The following is a 17,162-nucleotide window of genomic DNA, read 5'->3' on the forward strand; positions in this document are numbered from 1 at the left end:
TGCCGGATTTGGCGATGGATTTCCACGCCAGGGTAGTACACGGCGATAACTTGTCCGTGCTCAAGGCGTTGCCCGACGGCTGCGTCAATCTGATCTACATTGACCCACCGTTTAACACCGGCAAGCGCCAGGCACGCAGCCAACTGCGCACAGAGCGGGATGCCAATGGCGATCGCAGCGGTTTCCAAGGTCAACGCTACAGTACGACAGTGTTGGGCAGCCGCTCCTTTGAAGACCAGTTTGAAGATTATCTGCAGTTCTTGGAGCCGCGGCTGCGCCAAGCGCAGCGTGTGCTGGCGGCCAATGGCAGCCTGTACTTCCATGTCGACTATCGCGAAGTGCACTACTGCAAGGTCTTGTTGGATCAGATCTTTGGCCGCCAGAACTTTTTGAACGAGATCATTTGGGCCTATGATTACGGCGCGCGGCCCAAGGACCGCTGGCCGCCGAAGCACGACAATATTTTGCTGTATGTGCGTGACAAACAGCACTACACTTTCAATTTGGACGATATCGACCGCATCCCCTATATGGCCCCGGGCCTGGTGGGGGCGGAGAAGGCTGCCAAGGGCAAGCTGCCCACCGACACTTGGTGGCACACCATCGTCAGTCCCACCGGGAAAGAGAAGACCGGCTATCCTACGCAGAAGCCACTGGGCATCCTGCGCCGCATTCTGTCCGCCTCGTCCAACCCCGGTGAACTGGTGCTGGACTTTTTTGCCGGCAGCGGCACCACCGGGGCAGCAGCCTTGGAATTGGGCCGCCGCATGCTGCTGGTGGACGCTAATCCGGAAGCGATTGATGTAATGAAAGCGCGTTTTGACGGCCAGCCGGTGGATTTTTTTACCGAGGCCGAATTTCTGAAAGGTTAAGTAATGACCACTGTTCCGCAAAAACTGTATGCCCTGGGCCAATCCCTGTGGTACGACAATATCGAGCGCCGTTTATTGGAGAATGGCGAATTGGAGGCCATGATCCAGCGCGGCGATATCTACGGCGTGACCTCCAACCCCAGTATCTTCAACAACGCCATTGTTAACTCCAGCGATTACGATGCCCAACTGGCTGAACTGGCCAAGCTGGGCGCCGGCACCGCGGAGATCTTTGATGCGCTCAGCATTCAAGACATTCAGGCAGCCTGCGACCTGTTTTTACCGCTGTACCAGAGCAGCCGGGGCGGCGACGGTTACGTCAGCATTGAGGTTCATCCAGACCTGGCCCACGACACAGCCGCCACCCAGGCCGAGGTCACCCGCCTGTGGGGCTTGGTGGACCGGCCCAACCTGATGGTCAAGATCCCGGCCACGCCGGAAGGCGTGCCGGCCATCCGGCATGCGATTGCCGCCGGAGCCAACATCAACATCACGCTGATCTTTTCGCAGCAACGCTACGCGGAGGTGATCGAAGCCTACCTGGCCGGTCTCGAGGAACGCGTCGAGAACAATCTGCCCATCGGCCACCAGGCTTCAGTGGCTTCTTTCTTTATCTCGCGCATTGACAGCAAGATCGACGGCTGGCTGGATGCGATTGTTGCCGAGGGTGGCCCGCGCGCCGCCCAGGCCGCCGCCCTGAAGGGCAAGATCGCGGTGGCCAACGCCCGGCTGGCCTACCAGTTGTTCAAGCAGCAGTTCAGCTCAGAACGGTTTGCTGTGCTGCAGAAGAAAGGTGCCCGCGCCCAGCGGCCGCTGTGGGCCTCCACCAGCACCAAAAATCCGGAGTATCCCGACCTGCTCTACGTGGATACCTTAATTGGCGAGCAGACCGTCAACACGCTGCCGCCGCAAACCTTGGAAGCGGTGAAGCACCATGGCAAGGCTGAGTTGAGCATTGAGGCCGATCTGGACGCGGCGCGCGCTCACCTGCAAGAGCTGACGGAGCTGGGCCTCTCCCTCGACCAGGCCACCACTGAGCTGGAAGCCGAGGGCGTGGCCGCCTTCTCCAAGGCGATACAAACCTTGTTTGAGGCGATTGAGCAGCGCGCCAAGGCGATCGGCTAGCTTTTCCGTAAGGCGTGTGTGGCATTTTCTGCCCGGTTTACGTTGTGTCTTGATACGTAGATTGCACGGATCTGTGAGGAGAGTCTGATGCTAAAGCATTCACGATTTGCTTTAGGGTGGAGCTTATTGCTGCTTATGGCCGTCTTGCTGGCTGCCTGTGCCGCACCGGCTGTGACCGAGGCGGACACACCGGATGGCAGTGAGGAGCCTTCCCAGCTGGAGCAGCTGCCTGTTCCCATCGAGGAATTGTTGGTATATGTACCGGCGGGGCGCTTTGTGATGGGCAGTGACCCGGAATTTGACACCCTGGCCGAAGACGACGAATTTCCGCAGCATTCCGTGCTTCTGGATGGTTTTTTCATCTATCGTAATGAGGTCACCAACGGACTGTACAAACAGTGTGTGGCCGCTGGCGATTGTACAGAACCCACGATCTTCGAAGAAGGTCCTTCCACTTACTACAACGATCCTGAATATCTCAATCACCCCATCGTGGGTGTCACCTGGGTCCAGGCCGACGCTTTCTGTACCTGGGCCGACAGCCGCCTGCCTACTGAGGCCGAATGGGAAAAGACCGCCCGCGGTGAATTTGGCAACATCTATCCCTGGGGCAACAATGAGCCGGAGTGCTCGCTGGCCAATCTGGACGGCTGCTTTGTCGACCCGGAGTTTACCGACAAGATCGGCCAGCGGCCTGATGGCGAGAGCTTGTATGAAGCCGATGATATGGCCGGCAATGTATGGGAGTGGACCCAGGATTGGTATGACGAGGACTATTATCATACGGCTCCCGGCATGAATCCGGGTGGACCGGAAAATGGCGAGCTGCGCGTGGTGCGCGGCGGCAGCTATGAAGATAGCTTGGAAGCTTTGCGCTCTGCGGAGCGTATGGCGCTGGATCCCGAAGAAGCCTATAACAATGTGGGCTTCCGCTGTGTCCCGGTTGGCTTACCCTCAGCGGCCAAGGCTCCCTTCTGCCAGACCACTTATACGCCGTTCTGCTTCGGTGACGAACCGGACTGCGGCCCGCTAGCCCAGGCCACTCCCCAAAGCGATGAGTATGAGTTCGTAAGTTTTGGCTGCCCTCAGAATGGATTGGTCAATATCCGCATTCAAGCCAACAAGCCCGCCGGCGGTGGTGAGACCGTCACCGTGGGCGGAGTGGTCTACACCTGTATCGACTCGACCGTCAATCCAGGGCAATGGATCTGTAGCGGCAGCCCGCCAACCGCAGGAACACTGACAACCGTCCAGGTATGCCCAGGGCCTGCGGCAGCAGGCGGCGCGGCGCTGGTCGCTTTTGGCGGCCAACCAGTTCCGCCTTCTGGCGATCAGCTGGTCGTCTACCAACCCGCGCCGGCCGCCCAACCGGCTGGTCTGCATGCCTTTGAGCCGCCGCATCGTTCGCAAGGGCTGGCCGCTTTCCAGACCGCAGCCGGGCCTGATTACTGTGCCGACGGATACCTCTACAACCCGACTACCGGCCAGTGTGAGCAGACGCCGGATGGCGTAGGTTGCCCCGAGGGTTGGAGCTACAGTGCCGCCGCTTATGCCTGTGTGCCAAGTGACGGCGCCTGCCCTGCGGGAACGATCTACAATTCCGATTCACAGGTTTGTGAGCCTGAAACTGGGCAGGACTGCCCGTTGGGCTTTGAGTACGACGAGGCCAGCAACTCCTGCCAGCCTGGTAGCGGTGATGCGGGTGGCTGCCCGGCAGGGTATTACTTTGATACGCAGATCAACTGCTGTGCTCCGCTGACTGGTGACAATTTGGGGTGTGAACCTGGCTTCTACCGCTCCGTGGCGACCAATGAATGCCTGCCGCTGGACCAGAATGGCTGCCAGCAGGGCTACATTTACAATCGCTATGAAGGCGGCTGCGTGCCGGATTATGGCAATACCCAGTTCGTCAACAATAACTGCCGCCTGCCTGGTTATGTAATGAATGAGGCTGGGCAATGCGAACCTGCGGGCACAGTCCCCACTGCAGACTGTGGTCAGGGGGCGTACTACAACCCCTACAGCCAGCAGTGTGAGCCTCTTGGCGAGAATGGTTGCCAACCGGGTTACCGCTACGACCCGCTTACCGAAGCCTGCCTGCCTGGGGATGGCCCTGGCAGCGGCTGCCCGGCTGGCTACGTGTTCAGCGAACGACTTAATTGCTGCGCTGCTGGGCCGGGGACGGATGGCAGCGCGTGTTTAGGCGACGAACAGCCGGTGGGTCGCTTGATCAGCTATGTGGCCGCACCTTCATTGACCGGCTTTGACTACGGGCTGGGCTACTGTGATCCGCGGGGCAGCCGCATCACGGGCCAGACCGAATGCCCGGCTGGCACCGCCTATGATGAAGAGCTGGGCTACTGTCTGCAGACCCAATGTGGCTGCGCTCTGGGTACCTATTATGATGCTCGCAGCCAGACCTGCCTGCCTTATGGTGAAACCCAGTCCGGTTGCTGGACTTACACGGTCTCCGTACCGGTGTGCCCATACCTGACGCCGACACCTTCGGTCACGCAAACTTGCGACCGCGGCGAGACCTTTAATCCCCAAACACAGCGCTGTGAAGACGATTCAGGAACTTCACCTACTGTCGATCCGCGGATTGCCTATTGTGCTGCGCAGACGGGAACCAATTGTGCATTTGTGGGGTGTACATGGACTGGCAATGCCTGTGTGCCTTAGCGACTAAAGATTGAGAGAATGCAACGAGGCGCAACTGCTTGCGCCTCGTTGTGTTTAAGCCCCTAGCAGGTAGTGGAAGGAACAAGAAGATGTCAGGTGTTGAATTTTCAGTCGATGCTCAGGGGATTGGCACATTAACCATTGACCGCCCAGCGGTGCGCAATGCCCTGGACTGGGAAGCGATGGGCTTATTTTCTGATCTTATTGACCGGGCCGCCAGGGCGATCGACCTGCGCGCCCTGATCGTTACAGGCGGCGGCGAAACCTTCGTCTCAGGGGGCGACTTACGTGTTTTGGAAAAATACACCAGGCGACGGGATGGCCTGCGTTTGGCCGTGATTATGGGCAATGCCCTGCAGCGCTTGCGAGCCTTGCCTTGTCCGACAATCGCGGCTATCAATGGCCCTGCACGCGGGGGCGGCGCGGAGATTGCCGCGGCCTGTGACCAGCGCGTGATGGCCAGCGGAGCGGATATTGGTTTTGTGCATGCCAGTTTGGGTATTACCACTGCCTGGGGTGGGGCGCGCTTTTTACTGCAGTTGGTGGGCTACCCTATGGCGCTGGAGCTGATGGCCACCGGACGTGTGCTGAATGCCCAAGAGGCCAAGGAGATCGGCCTGGTGCAGCATGTGGTGGCGGCCGGCGAAGCTTTGCACGCCGCACGTGAGTTGGCAGGCCAAATGGCACGGCATCCCCAACAGGCCGTGGAAGCCGCCAAGCGCCTATTGCGCTCAGCCATGATCAGTCCGTTGGCGGCCAAGCATGCTGAACGCCGTTTGTTTGCTCAGTTGTGGGACAGCGAATTCCGGCGTGAAGCCGTGCGCCGCTTCTTGCACCGCAAGCCCTAGAGCGCGTAGTAAGATAGCCCGCTGAGGTTACGCAGAATGCCGGATTGGACCAATCTGTTTCGTTGGCTGCATATTTTGGGTGGGGCCGCTTGGTTGGGGGAGGTGGCTACGGTCGTATTCATCCTGATGCCTTATGTACGTCAGTTGCAGGGTGACCAACGCAGTGCCTTTGTCTCGAAAGTGTTCCCCAGGGTTTTTCGTTGGGCTTCTGTATCTGCATCCACAACCTTATTGGCCGGTGTGGCCCTGAATTATTCTTTGACTGGATGGCAGAATCTGTCTGCGTACTTTTCTTCTGCCAGAGGATTGCCGATCCTGGTTGGCGGGGCCTTGGGTCTCTTGTTGGCGACTTTTCATTTCGTAGTCGAGGGCCGTATTGAACCAAGAGTATCCCTCTTGCTGGACACCAAGGACGCAGCCCAGGAACAGAGATTGGTCACTTTTCTGACGATTGTGCCGCGCGTCGGTTTGGCCATCCTGGTTGTGGTGTTTTTGCTGATGATGATCGGCGCCCGAGGTTACTAAATCCTAAGAATATGGCAGGTCGAGGCAGACGCTGGTTATAATCAGGCGTTTGCTATGCGTAACTTCCTATTTCGTCTGCTGATAAGCTTGATGCTTTTGGTGCTGGGCCTGGTGTGGCTCCCATGGCCTGCTGCCAGCCCCGTGTATGCCCAACAGCCCACGGTTTCGGTGCCAACGGTAACCGGCACGGCGATTGGCGCCTACATCGTCGTGAATCTGGACCAGGAGCGCATTAATGTGCGCACCGGCCCCGGCACGGATTACCCGGCTGTCGGCATCCTGCTCCCTGGCGAGCAGGCCGCCGCCCGCGGCCGCTCAGTGGGCGGCGACTGGATCCAGGTCGCCTATGCGCCTGCGGATACTGGGCTCGGCTGGGTGTTTGCGCCGCTGGTGACCATGTTCAACGTGATCAGCCTGCCGATCATTGAGCCGCCTTCCACGCCGACCCCGCGCGTGACCCCCACGATTGACCCGACCCTGGCGGCCCAGTTTGTCTTGGAGATCCCGGCCACGCGCCTGCCCACCTACACTGCCGTGGAACCGCTGGAGATCCCGCAGTTTGAACAGGCCGCCACCGGGCGAGTGGGCGGCATTCCGATCGGCATGTTCATTACCGGCTTGGGTCTGATGGGCCTGTTTGCCACGGTAGTGGCCTATCTACGCGAACGCTAGATCCCTAAAATTCCGTTCTTGCAAACAAAAAGAGGACTGCTGATGCAGTCCTCTTTTTTTATTAACTTGGTGAGCTGTTTTAGCAGCCGCAGCCCGCGCCGTGGGCATGTTCCGGGGCGTCTTGGCCGTCGGTGCGGAAGGAGTGGCCACAACCGCAGGCCGAGCTGGCGTTGGGGTTGTCGATCTTGAAACCACTGGCCATGACATCATTGACGTAGTCAATGTTGGCGCCGCGCAGGTAGCCCATCGAAACCTCGTCCACCACCACGCGCACGCCGTGCTGCTCGAGCACGAAGTCATTCTCGCGCGGGCTGGGTTCCAGCGCCATGCCATATTGGAAGCCGGAGCAACCGCCGCCCTGGATGAAGACGCGCAGAGCGTGGTCTTCCACTTGGCGTTGTTGCAGCAAACCACGCACGGCCTCCGCGGCCGAGGCGGTCAGCGTGATCGTTTCAGTCATAATATCTGCGGTTTTTACGTCAGCAAGAGCCATTTGTATGCTCATCCTTTCTTGCAGCGAATACTGGTCTATTCTATCAAAGAAGAAAGACCTGTGTCAAACAGAGATGACGGGAATTAGGTCGTCAATTCGCCAGCCAGCAACTGGGAACGAATGGCATCCACTTCGACGCTCCACAGCGTGTCATCTTCCTTGAAAGGCGCCGCGGCGCGGATGCGCTGGTGCACGGTGGCCACGCCGCGGCCCGGCTGTGCGCCCGGCATTTGCGCTAAGCGCAGATCCAGGGCGCGGGCGGCGCAGGCCAGTTCCAGCGCCAGCACCTGGGCCGTATTGTAAGCCACCTGCCAGGCGTGGCGGGCGGCGGTCATGGCGTTGGCATTGTGGTCCTCTTTGCCTGCTGAAGTGGGCAAAGAGCGCACCGAGTCCGGCGCGGCCAGGCCCTGGTTCTCCAGCACCAGCGAGGCGGCTGTGTACTGCAGCAGCATCAGGCCGGAATTGAGCCCGGCGGCCGCGCCGCCGGCTACCAGCATAGGCGGCAGGCCGCTCAGGCTACCGTCCAGCAGGTGGTAGCTGCGCCGTTCGGAAATGGCGGCCACTTCGCTCAAGGCGATGGCCAGGAAATCCATGGCCATGCCTACCGGCTCGCCATGGAAGTTGCCGCCGGACAAGCTTTCGCCGGGACCGAACAGCAGAGGATTGTCGGTGGCGGCGTTGATCTCTTTTTCGATGATGCCGCGCACATACACCAGGGTCTCGCGTGCCGGGCCTTGCACTTGCGGGGCGCAGCGCAGTGAATAGACGTCTTGCACACGGCCCGCCGCATCCAACAACGTGCTGCCGGCGGTCAGGGTGCGGATGCGGGCAGCGACTTCGATCTGGCCCAGGTGGCGACGGGCGGTGTGCAGCCGCTCGTCGAAGGCGGCCGAGGCACCTAACACGGCCTCGAGCGACATGGCCGCCGAGAGTTCTGCCGCGTCCAACAGGGTTTCAGCCACCTGGATGGTTAGCGCAGCCAGGGCGGCGGAGAAGGTGGCGCCGTTGGTCACCGCCAGCGCTTCTTTCGGCCCCAGCACGAGGCGCGGGATGCCGGCGGCGGCCATGGCCACCGCGCCGCGCAGCCGCTGGCCTTCGTATTCAGCCCAGCCGGATTCGCCTTCGCGCTCATGCTCGTCGGTAGTCATCACTAGGGCCAGGTGAGAGAGAGGCGCGAGGTCGCCGGAGGACCCCAGCGAACCCTGCGAAGGGATGCAAGCAGTCACGCCCTTGTTTAACATTTGCAGCAGTGTCTGCACCAACTCTGGTCTGGCTCCGGAGACACCGGCTGCCAGGGTGTTGGCCCTGATCAGCATGGCGGCCCGCACGACTTCCGTGGGCAGCTCCGGCCCGGTGCCCATGGCGTGGCTTAGGATCAAGTTGCGGTTGAGCTTGGCAATGTCCGCCGGGCTGATCTGTTTGTCGGCAAAGATGCCGAAACCCGTGTTGATACCGTAAACCGGTTTGCCCGCGGCAACGATCTCGTTCAGCCAAGTGTGGCTGGCCTGCATGCGCTTTAGCGCATCGGGAGCCAGGCTCACTGGATGGCGAGTTGTGGCGACGCGCTGCACGTCCGCCAGGCTGAGTTGTTCGCCGTCAATGATCAGATCGCTCATGCGTGAGCCTCCGGAAAGAGATGAGTTGGGTCAGTCGCTCTGTTTCAGAGCGCGGGCCATGTCACGTTCTGCATCGCGTTTGGCGATGTCCTGACGTTTGTCCCACTTCTTTTTGCCACGTGCCACGGCGATTTCCAGTTTGGCGCGGCCACCCTTGAGATAAATACGCAGAGGCACGATGGTATTGCCTTTACGCTGGGTTTCATCCCACAGTTCAGCGATTTGCTTGCGGTGCAGCAATAACTTGCGCTCTCGCAGGGGTTTGTGGTTCTCCGCGCTGGCTGGGTTATAGGGGGCAATATGCGCGTTGACTAGCCAGGCTTCGTACCCGTCTGTGCGCACATAGGCTTCTTTTAGGGATACTTGTCCGGCGCGGATCGACTTGATCTCGCTGCCTTGCAGCACCAGGCCGGCTTCATACTTCTCGAGTAGGAAGAAATCGTGACTGGCTTTGCGGTTGCTGGCCAGGACTTTGTCATTCATGCGCCGATTCTAGCATGGACTGAATGAGGTTCGACCATGGATGAAAAAGAGGCGAGTTCGCTCGCCTCTTTTGTTTAGCGGGACACGGCCATCTTGACCACTTTGCCTTGGGCGTCCATGGTGATGCGGGCATATTGCTGATGCACTAGGTTGCCCGCCGGGATTTTCTTGCTCAGGGTTACCAGGCTGCGAGTGGGCATCAATCCGGCCGATTTGCTGTGCAGATGCGGCAGCGTGCAGTCGTGGCCGCGGCAATCGGTGTGCTCATGGCTGAGGCTGACCTGGCTGCCTTGCATGCCGGGCAGGTACTCGGCCACCACCGACTTGATCGTGGCCAGTGTGTTTTCGGGCAAGCGTTCCATGGGCACGGCTTCACTCTCGCTCAGATCGCAAATGGCTTTGAGTTCGCTGGCTTGGTCTTCCACACGCAGGATGCGCTTAGGAGTCTCGCCCTCGGCGGTTACATGCGCCAGCGGGTCGCCGTACAGCACGAACGAGATCAGCGTCTTCTGGTCTTCACCGTCCAGGTAGCCCTGGCGGCGATGCATGGTCTGAGCCATGGCGATCTTGGCGCGGCGCAGCGCTTCGCCCACCGGGTGGCCCTCATTCAACAGCTTCCAGAAAGCCTGCCCGAGCAGGTCGGCAGCGATCAGCGGCGTGGTTACCGAGCCGTAGGAAGTTACTGTGGACCCGATGACGGCTTTGCTGCCTGAGTCCAGAAATTTGAGCGAGAGGGCATTCTCCACGGTCTTATCGTAAATGTGCGCACCAAAGCAGGCTTCGCTGAAGACCACCTGTGGGGCGCGGCCGCTGTTGATCACATCGCTGGGGCGCAGCGCCACCGGATAGTCCGGACCGCTGGGGGTGCTGAACGGGTCACGCTGACCGTACCATTCAGCCGTTTCCGCCAAGCCGTGCAGGTTGAAATAGGCCAGCTGCAGGGGTCTGTTGGCCTCTTTAGGCAATTGTCCTGTGCCGGTGGGCGGGCTGATCGAGAGCTGGCTGGGATCGCTGATGGTGCGGTAGACGGAGTGCGAGGCACGCTGCCAAATCTCGGCGCTGTAGCCAAAGCTGCTGCGCTTGGGCCGCCACAGGCCGAAGAAGGCCAGCAGGCGGTTAACCATCCCCTGCACGCGGGCCGCCGGGCTGGGCGTCTGCCCGCGCACCACCACGATCTGGTTGAGTTTCTTGACCAGCATGGCCGGGTCGCTGCCTTCGCCGTTGGGCAGGCGGCCCAGCGGCCAGGTCGGTACAAAATAGTTCTCATCCAGGCTGGCATACGGGTTGTCCGAAGGGACATCAGCATCTTCATCGTCCACCGGATTGGGCAGGCGGTGGAAGGGGATGATCTGCGGCCCGCCGACGATCAGCACCGCGCCGACCATCTCGCCCTTTTGGCGCAGGGTTTCATCCAGATCGGCCAGCAAGTGCTTGATCGCCCAGGGGTCATTGGTATCCACAGCTTGCAGCTCGAATGGTTGCAAACTGTCGCCGCGGTCGGCGTAGACCAGATGGCTGGTCCAGTAAGGCAGCGCTTCGGTGGCGGCCACCACGGCCTTCAGCGCCTGGTCCACTTTGGCCAGACCTTCGGGGCCGTACTGTTCCTGTAGAGCTTCCTGCGAAGTCAGCACCACATAGGCAGGACGGCGACCATCAGCGCGCAGCAGTAGATCTTCCGCCTTGGTGGTGATGTCTTCCAATTCCACCGGCATTTCTGTTTGCACGGACTTGGCTTCCTGGTCCTCCGGCAGCGCATACTCCACGCCCAATTCGTCCACATATGTGTTGGCCGCCTGCTTGGGCGGCACGCGCTGGACTTTGGGGCGGCGCAGCTTGGGCAGCTCTGCTTCTGTCTGCACGGGCTGCTTGGAGGTTGGTTGCACGGTTTTGGCCGCGGCCAGATTACCATCCCCGGCGGGCAGCTGGTTCCAGTGCAAAGCGGCGGCCACTGCGGCGGGGATCGCAACGCCGATGGGGTGGCTGAGCTGCTCCGGCCAAATGGCGGCAAAGCGATGCGCGGCGCCCCATAGCCGGGCCGGCACCTGGCCGCTAATGTCTTCGGCCGCGCAGCCGTGCAGCAGGTCGATGGCTTCGTCTCCCAGGCCGCTCTCCATGCGGTTTGCGGCGGCCAGCAGGCGGAACTGCAGGCAGCTCGGCCAGCGCTCGCGGTAGAGCTCCACCAGGTTGTGGCGCGCCTGCCAGGAAAGCTGCTGGGTCTCTGCGATCTTGAGGTGCAGCAAAGCGGGCAGGGGCGAAGGCGGCTGGTTGAGCAGGGCACCCTGGATGTGCTTTTCGGCAGCCTGCAGGTCCCCTGCGGCCAGCGCTTGCTGGGCGCCGATCAAGCCCTGCGCCCAGGGTTGGATGTCCGCAGGAGCTTCTACGAGCCCGCGCAAAACCATGACTGCCGCACGGGCCTCTTCGGCCAGTTCGGGTTTGAGGCGGCGGGCCATGCTGGCCAGCAGTTCCTGCGCTTGGATGAATTCGGGATCGACTTCGACCAAATGGATCAGTCCAGCCAATGCTTTTTCCGGCTTGGCCTCTTTGGCGTAGGCCTGCGCCGCGATGAATTCGATGAACAGATCATGTGGATAGCTTTGCAGCCAGTCCTGGGCCAGGCTGCGCACGAAGCGGGGTTCGCCCGCATCCAGAGCCGCCTGCAGCAGATGCAGTAGGCCGTTGCGGGTGATTTGCTTGCCGGCGCTCAGGGCGTGGTGAAGTTCGTGGGTCATTAGCCGGCTCCTATAGTTTGCGGTTGCTGCACCAGGTTCATGGCCATCACCGCCGCCAGCTGGCGTTGGATGTCTCGGTCACGCGGGGCCAGGTTGGCAGCCCGGCGCAGCGCTTGTTCGGCGGCAGGGTAGTCCTTGGCGTCTTTGAGCGCCAAGGCGGCTTCATAATGCGGAGCAGCGGCTTGCGGGGCGGCCTTGGCCGCCTGCTCGAAGGCATTCAACGCGGCAGTGTGTTGGCGGCGTGCCAGAAAGACGCGGGCGCGCTCCATATGGGCATCGAACAGTTGCGGGGCCAGACGAGCGGCTTCATCCAGATGGTGCAGCGCCTGGTCCAGGTTGCCGGCTTGCTTGAGCAGCTGTCCCAGATGGAATTCGATCGAGGCCAACAGATTACTGGCACTGCCTGCAGCCGCTTTCAGGGCACTTTGCGCCGATTGGACGGCGGCCGGCAGGTCCCCCATCAAGGCCAACATTTGCGAAAGGGCGAACTGCACCTCGACGCGGTCGGCATGTTTCCGGGCCAGCTGCTTCAGGGCCTGCAGTCCTTCAGACTGGGCCAGCAGTTGGGCGCGGCGCAGCAGCAGCGGTACTTCGTCCGCTGCGTGCTGGGCGGCGCGTTCCAACACCGCGACAGCGTCCGAGCTTTGTCCCAGGGCATACAGCGCTTCACCAAAGATGCGCAAGGCATCCGCATCCCGCGGGGCCAGCTCCAAGGCTTGTTGGATGATGTTCTTGGCGCGCGGCGCGTCGTCGCCTTCTAGGGTCAGTTGGGCTTGCAGGATAAGGGCTGCCGGGTCTTGCGGCGCGGCCTGCTGGGCACGTTCGGCCAGGGACTTGGCCGCGACTGCATCGCCTGACTGGCGCTTGGCCTGGGCCAGGGTCAGCAGATAACTGGCCTGGTCTGGGGCCAGCTCCACGGCCTTTTCCAGATTGTCGATTGCAGCAGGCAGCAGCCTGGCTTCGGACTGGGCCATCCCGAGGGAGAAGAAGTGTTCAGCTTGCTCCGGCTCCAGCTCTGCGGCTAGTTGGAAGTGCTGGCTGGCCTCAGCCAGGCGGCCCTGGCTGTGCTGCAGCTTGCCTGCCAGAGCTTGCCAAGCGGGCTGCTCTGGCCAGAGGGATAGCGCAACTTGGATATAGTGCAAAGCGCGCTCGGTCTCTCCAGCCTGAAGTGCTTGCTGGGCGGCCAGCGCTTGAACCGGCGCCACACGGGGCATTTGGCTGGCGGCGGCTTGCAGTAATCCGTAGCTGTCGCCGCTGTCCGGGCTGAGGGCGCGCTGCAGTAAGACTTCAGGGGCGTCCCAATGGGGCTGCAGCAGGTATTGGACCTGGTGGCTTTGCTCGCCCAGGGCGAAAAGCAGGGCGGCCGCTTCGCCGGCGCAGGCCGGGTATTCGGCGGGCAGCCCTTGCAGGTCTACGGCTTGGCCGAAGCGCAGCGCGGCGCGCTGCAGCCAGCCCGCCAAGTGAGCTTGCATGCGCGGATCATTATTGGCCAGCCCGGCGGCTTGGAACGCCTTGCTGGCGGTTCCGTAGGCTTCTTCATTCAGCGTTGCGGCTGGCAGGCCGCGGGTGGCGCCGGCTGCGCGGCACAGGTGCTGCCATTCCGCTTGGCGCACCAGCGCACGGCCCAGGCCAAACTGAGCGGCGGGCAATCCCGGGTGCTCTTTGCCCAGGCGGTTATGCAGGTCAATGCTGGTGTCCCAGTCGTTGAGGCTTTCTGCCGCGGCGGCCAGCCCCAGCAGGCTGAAGACGTCTGGCGTGCGGCTTGGCTGGCTGGCTTGGCCGAACTCGGCGCGGGCTGTGCTCAGGTCACCGCGGGCGGCGGCCAGGCGCACTTGCAGGGCCAGCAGGCGGGCGCTGTCGAGTGGCACCAGGGTGTGCAGGGCGGTCAGCTGCTCGGTGGCGGCCACTTCCATCCCAGCGGACAGGTGCAACTCTGCTTGCAGGTAGAGCAGATCTGCGCTTTCACTCAGGTCCGTGCCTGCCAAAATTTCAGCAGCGCGCTGGTCGTACAGGTTGAGTAATGCCAATTCCGCCGCATTCTGGATATAGTCCGCCTGGCCCGGATGGTGCTGCAAGGCCGCTTCGGCCGCCTGGAGGGCGCCGAACCAATCGGCTTGCTGGCGCAGCAGTTGGGCTTTGGCGTGCAATAAGCTGGCATCGCTCGGGCGCAGTTCCAATGCAGCGCTGAGCGCTTCCAGGGCGGCCTGGGGCCGGTCCAGTTGCAGCAAAACCCCGGCCTTAGCGGAGAGCAGAGCCGGCTTGGCAGGTGCAATGTCCAAGGCTTTTTCTAGAGCGCTAAGCGCTTTGCCAGGCTGCTCTGCCCGAGAATAAGCCTGGCTGAGCCCAAGCAGCCAATCGGCATTGAGGGGTTCCAACTTCAGGGCCTTTTGATAATAGGCAATGCTCTCTTTGGCCTGGCCATTTTGGCGCAGAAATTCAGCCGTTTGGCTGAGGATCTGGCTGTCACCACTGTCCAAAATAGACTTGAAGGTGGACAGGGCGATTGCTTGGGTGGCGCCGTTCCATTGCAGCTTGCCCAGCCCAAAGGCCAGGCGCGGGCTGGGCGATCCGGCAACCACCTGCTTGCTCAAGGCCCGGCAAGCCTCAGCGCTCTTGCCCAGGGCATCCATCTGCTCGGCAAACCACAGGATGGTTTCTTCGTCTTCGGGTTGACCCAGGTAGACCTTTTGGGCCAGCAGGGCTGCCTGTTCGGGACGCCCCGCCAATTGGTTGGCAGCGCATAGCGCCTGCAGAACCTGCAAGTCGCCAGGTTCGTGGATATCCAAAATTTCCAGCGTATCAATGGCGGCTTTGGCGTCGCCCTGCTTCATCTCTGCCTGGGCCTTGCCCAGCAGCAGGCGTTTGCGCCAATCAGCCTGCTTGCCCAGTTCGGTTTGTTGGGCGGCATCGTATTGGGTGATGGCTTCGGTCTGGCGGCCCTGGGTGGCCAGCGCCTCGGCCAGCAGGCCAGCGGCTTCGGCGGGTGCACCCGGCAGAGCCAGGGCGGCGCGCAGGCTGCTTTCGGCGGCGGGGATTTGAGAGTCCAGCGCCAGCTGGGCGCGGGCCAGGTCCAGCAGCAATTGCGCATCTTGCGGATAGGCCGCCTGCGCCAGACTGAGCGCGGAGAGGGCCAGTTGGTGTTCCCCGGTTTGCAGCCACAGCTGGCCCAACTGGCGGGCGATCTGCGCATTCTCTGGGAACACATTGTGGGCCGCCTGCAGGCATAGGCGCGCCTCTTCGGATTGGTCAAGCTGCAAGTACAGCTCTGCGCGTTGCAGGGCGATTTCCTGGGCCAGTTTTCCCTCAGCCTCGTCTTGCGCCAGTTGTGCGGCCAGCTCCAAGGCTTGCAGGGCGGGGTGCTGCTGGCCGAGAGCCAGATAAATGCCGGCCAGCCTGGCTTGCAGCCCGGCAGTCACCGGGCAATATTGCAGAGCAGTCGTCAGGCTGGCCAGGGCGGCCTCATGGCGGTCTTTGGCTTGCTGCAGATCGACCAGCGCCACCCAGGCATCCAACTGGGTGGGCGATAATTCCGTAGCGCGCTGCAGGTACTCTGCCGCGCTTTCTTCGTCGCCTTCGGTCAGCAGGGCGCGACCCATCAAGGCCAGGGCGCGACCGCTGCCCGGGCGCAGGGCCAGAGCCTGCTGGCTGGCGGCCAGAGTTTCCGCAGGTTGGCCGGCGGCCAAAGCAACCGCGGCCAGCGCCAGCCAATCTTCGAAAGTGGGTTGGTCGGCATGCTCCAGCGCGGCTTTCCATTCGATCAGTGCATCTTCGGGCGCGTCTTCCTGCAGCGCCTCAGCCAGCAAGCGGCGGATGGCGCTGTCTTCTGGGGCCAGGGCGCTGGCCAATTGGGCATGGGCCAGTCCTTCTGCCTGGTCGCCGTTCTCGAAGAGCAGCTTGCTGAGCAAAGCGGCATTTTGAGCATCGTTGCCTTGCAGCTCCAGCGCAGCCTTGGCGGCCGACTCAGCCTCGAGGCGCAGGTCCATGCTAACGAAGAATTCGCCCAGTTCATGCAGTAGGCGCACCTTTTCCATGTCTTCGGCGGTGCTGCCTTTTTTGCCGGCGGCTTGCAGGGCTGCCAGCGCCATTTCTTTGGCTTCGTCCTCCTCGCCGGACTTTAGCGAGACCTTGGCGGCAGACAATAAGGCCGCTGGGCGGCGGGAGACTTGCTTGGCAGCCGCCAGTATCTTGGGGTCTGCCATCTGGGCGCTGACCTGCACGAAGGCCAGGGTTTCGGCATCTTCGCCATTGGCTTCAGCCACTTTGGCGGCCAGATCCATTTGCAGCTGCTGTGAGACTTCCCAGGCGGCTTGCAGCAGGGGGGCGGCGCGCTCGGCCTGCCCACCGATCTGGTAGACCTCGGCTTGCAACAAGAGGCGCTGGATCTCGCTGAGATCGTCGCTGCGCTCTCCTGCAGCCACCAGATCGTCCAGCATGAATTGGGCGGCCTGCTGGGCCAGCTCGGGAGCATAGGGCGCCAGGGCACGCAGCAGGTCGATCAACTGGGTCAGTGGATACCCCTGGATGATCTCCAGCAAGTGAGCTGCTTGCACATCCAGCGGGTAGGGGTTGGCGATCAACGCATGCAACCCGATGGGATGCAGGGCAGCCTGGGAGGGCGCCAGCAGCGTTTCCAGCAGTTCGTGCGAGCGTGGCGTGACGCCCAACAAGCAGGCGGCAGGCAGCAGCCAGTAGTCTGCTTGGGCGATGCTCAGGTCATGCGGCAGTTGTTCCCAGCTGTTGAGCAGGCGGCGGCGCTCGCGCAGGGCCAGGGCCAACAGGGTGGCCTGGCGCAGGTCCGGCGCACTGGCAGCCGTCGGGTCGGCGGCCAGTTGTTCATAGGCAGCCGCGGCTTGGTAACGCAGCTTCTCGCTGACGGGCTGCATAGGGTCAGCGCGCAGTGCGTCAAACTGATCTGCGTGACCCAGTTGCAACAGTCCAAGGAAGGCAGGCGCCCAACGGCTGCGCTCGCCAGCGGCCGCATCCAGTGCGGCCGCACCCAGCGCACCCTGCAGCTCTGCCCACACCTGGGCATTGTTGCGCAGGGCGGCCACCACCACCGGCCAATCAGCCTGCGGCAGGCGCTTTTTGATGTCAGCGATGAAGGCGGTCATGAGCGC

At 62.0% G+C, this 17,162-nt stretch carries 11 protein-coding genes; 6 read left to right on the forward strand and 5 right to left on the reverse strand.

Going from position 1 to position 17,162, the window contains the following annotated elements; genetic code table 11:
- Positions 1–14 precede the first annotated feature (14 nt).
- The 6 genes from KF885_08480 (at position 15) to KF885_08505 (ending at position 6,724) form a co-directional block, all read left to right on the forward strand.
- Positions 15–872: a site-specific DNA-methyltransferase gene (locus tag KF885_08480; GenBank protein ID MBX3049193.1), complete on the forward strand. Its 858-nt coding sequence runs from the start codon at positions 15–17 to the stop codon at positions 870–872.
- Between the two features lie 3 nt (positions 873–875).
- Positions 876–1,997, forward strand: coding sequence for a transaldolase (tal, locus tag KF885_08485; protein ID MBX3049194.1), 1,122 nt, complete (start codon positions 876–878; stop codon positions 1,995–1,997).
- A gap of 135 nt (positions 1,998–2,132) precedes the next feature.
- Positions 2,133–4,679 (forward strand): formylglycine-generating enzyme family protein, encoded by a 2,547-nt coding sequence (locus KF885_08490; GenBank protein MBX3049195.1) that lies wholly within the window; start codon positions 2,133–2,135, stop codon positions 4,677–4,679.
- Between the two features lie 89 nt (positions 4,680–4,768).
- On the forward strand, positions 4,769–5,527 hold the full coding sequence (locus KF885_08495) for an enoyl-CoA hydratase/isomerase family protein (GenBank protein ID MBX3049196.1): 759 nt from the start codon (positions 4,769–4,771) through the stop codon (positions 5,525–5,527).
- 36 nt (positions 5,528–5,563) lie between these two features.
- Complete coding sequence (locus KF885_08500) at positions 5,564–6,052, forward strand: hypothetical protein (GenBank protein ID MBX3049197.1); 489 nt, start codon at positions 5,564–5,566, stop codon at positions 6,050–6,052.
- A gap of 54 nt (positions 6,053–6,106) precedes the next feature.
- Positions 6,107–6,724: an SH3 domain-containing protein gene (locus KF885_08505; protein ID MBX3049198.1), complete on the forward strand. Its 618-nt coding sequence runs from the start codon at positions 6,107–6,109 to the stop codon at positions 6,722–6,724.
- A gap of 79 nt (positions 6,725–6,803) precedes the next feature.
- Here KF885_08505 and erpA read toward each other — a convergent pair whose 3' ends face one another.
- From erpA to KF885_08530, 5 genes are all read right to left on the reverse strand, one after another.
- Entirely contained in the window at positions 6,804–7,184 is a 381-nt protein-coding gene (gene erpA / locus KF885_08510) for an iron-sulfur cluster insertion protein ErpA (GenBank protein MBX3049199.1), read from the reverse strand.
- A 116-nt stretch (positions 7,185–7,300) separates the two neighbouring features.
- Complete coding sequence (locus KF885_08515; protein ID MBX3049200.1) at positions 7,301–8,833, reverse strand: histidine ammonia-lyase; 1,533 nt, start codon at positions 8,831–8,833, stop codon at positions 7,301–7,303.
- A 30-nt stretch (positions 8,834–8,863) separates the two neighbouring features.
- Positions 8,864–9,316 carry an SsrA-binding protein SmpB gene (gene smpB, locus KF885_08520; protein ID MBX3049201.1) on the reverse strand — a complete coding sequence of 151 codons (453 nt, stop codon included), beginning with the start codon at positions 9,314–9,316 and terminating at the stop codon, positions 8,864–8,866.
- A gap of 74 nt (positions 9,317–9,390) precedes the next feature.
- Positions 9,391–12,045: a hypothetical protein gene (locus KF885_08525; GenBank protein MBX3049202.1), complete on the reverse strand. Its 2,655-nt coding sequence runs from the start codon at positions 12,043–12,045 to the stop codon at positions 9,391–9,393.
- Positions 12,045–17,156 carry a tetratricopeptide repeat protein gene (locus KF885_08530; protein ID MBX3049203.1) on the reverse strand — a complete coding sequence of 1,704 codons (5,112 nt, stop codon included), beginning with the start codon at positions 17,154–17,156 and terminating at the stop codon, positions 12,045–12,047. The genes KF885_08525 and KF885_08530 overlap by 1 nt, the downstream gene beginning before the upstream one ends.
- Between the last annotated feature and the right edge of the window lie 6 nt (positions 17,157–17,162).

Source organism: Anaerolineales bacterium, from assembly GCA_019637805.1.
Classification (GTDB): Bacteria; Chloroflexota; Anaerolineae; order Anaerolineales; family UBA11579; genus JAMCZK01.

Coding starts and splice junctions, on each gene's coding strand:
- KF885_08480 (MBX3049193.1), top strand. CDS start 15: ATGGATTTCCACGCCAGGGTAGTACACGGCGATAACTTGTCCGTGCTC.
- tal (MBX3049194.1), top strand. CDS start 876: ATGACCACTGTTCCGCAAAAACTGTATGCCCTGGGCCAATCCCTGTGG.
- KF885_08490 (MBX3049195.1), top strand. CDS start 2,133: ATGGCCGTCTTGCTGGCTGCCTGTGCCGCACCGGCTGTGACCGAGGCG.
- KF885_08495 (MBX3049196.1), top strand. CDS start 4,769: ATGTCAGGTGTTGAATTTTCAGTCGATGCTCAGGGGATTGGCACATTA.
- KF885_08500 (MBX3049197.1), top strand. CDS start 5,564: ATGCCGGATTGGACCAATCTGTTTCGTTGGCTGCATATTTTGGGTGGG.
- KF885_08505 (MBX3049198.1), top strand. CDS start 6,107: ATGCGTAACTTCCTATTTCGTCTGCTGATAAGCTTGATGCTTTTGGTG.
- erpA (MBX3049199.1), bottom strand. CDS start 7,184: ATGACTGAAACGATCACGCTGACCGCCTCGGCCGCGGAGGCCGTGCGT.
- KF885_08515 (MBX3049200.1), bottom strand. CDS start 8,833: ATGAGCGATCTGATCATTGACGGCGAACAACTCAGCCTGGCGGACGTG.
- smpB (MBX3049201.1), bottom strand. CDS start 9,316: ATGAATGACAAAGTCCTGGCCAGCAACCGCAAAGCCAGTCACGATTTC.
- KF885_08525 (MBX3049202.1), bottom strand. CDS start 12,045: ATGACCCACGAACTTCACCACGCCCTGAGCGCCGGCAAGCAAATCACC.
- KF885_08530 (MBX3049203.1), bottom strand. CDS start 17,156: ATGACCGCCTTCATCGCTGACATCAAAAAGCGCCTGCCGCAGGCTGAT.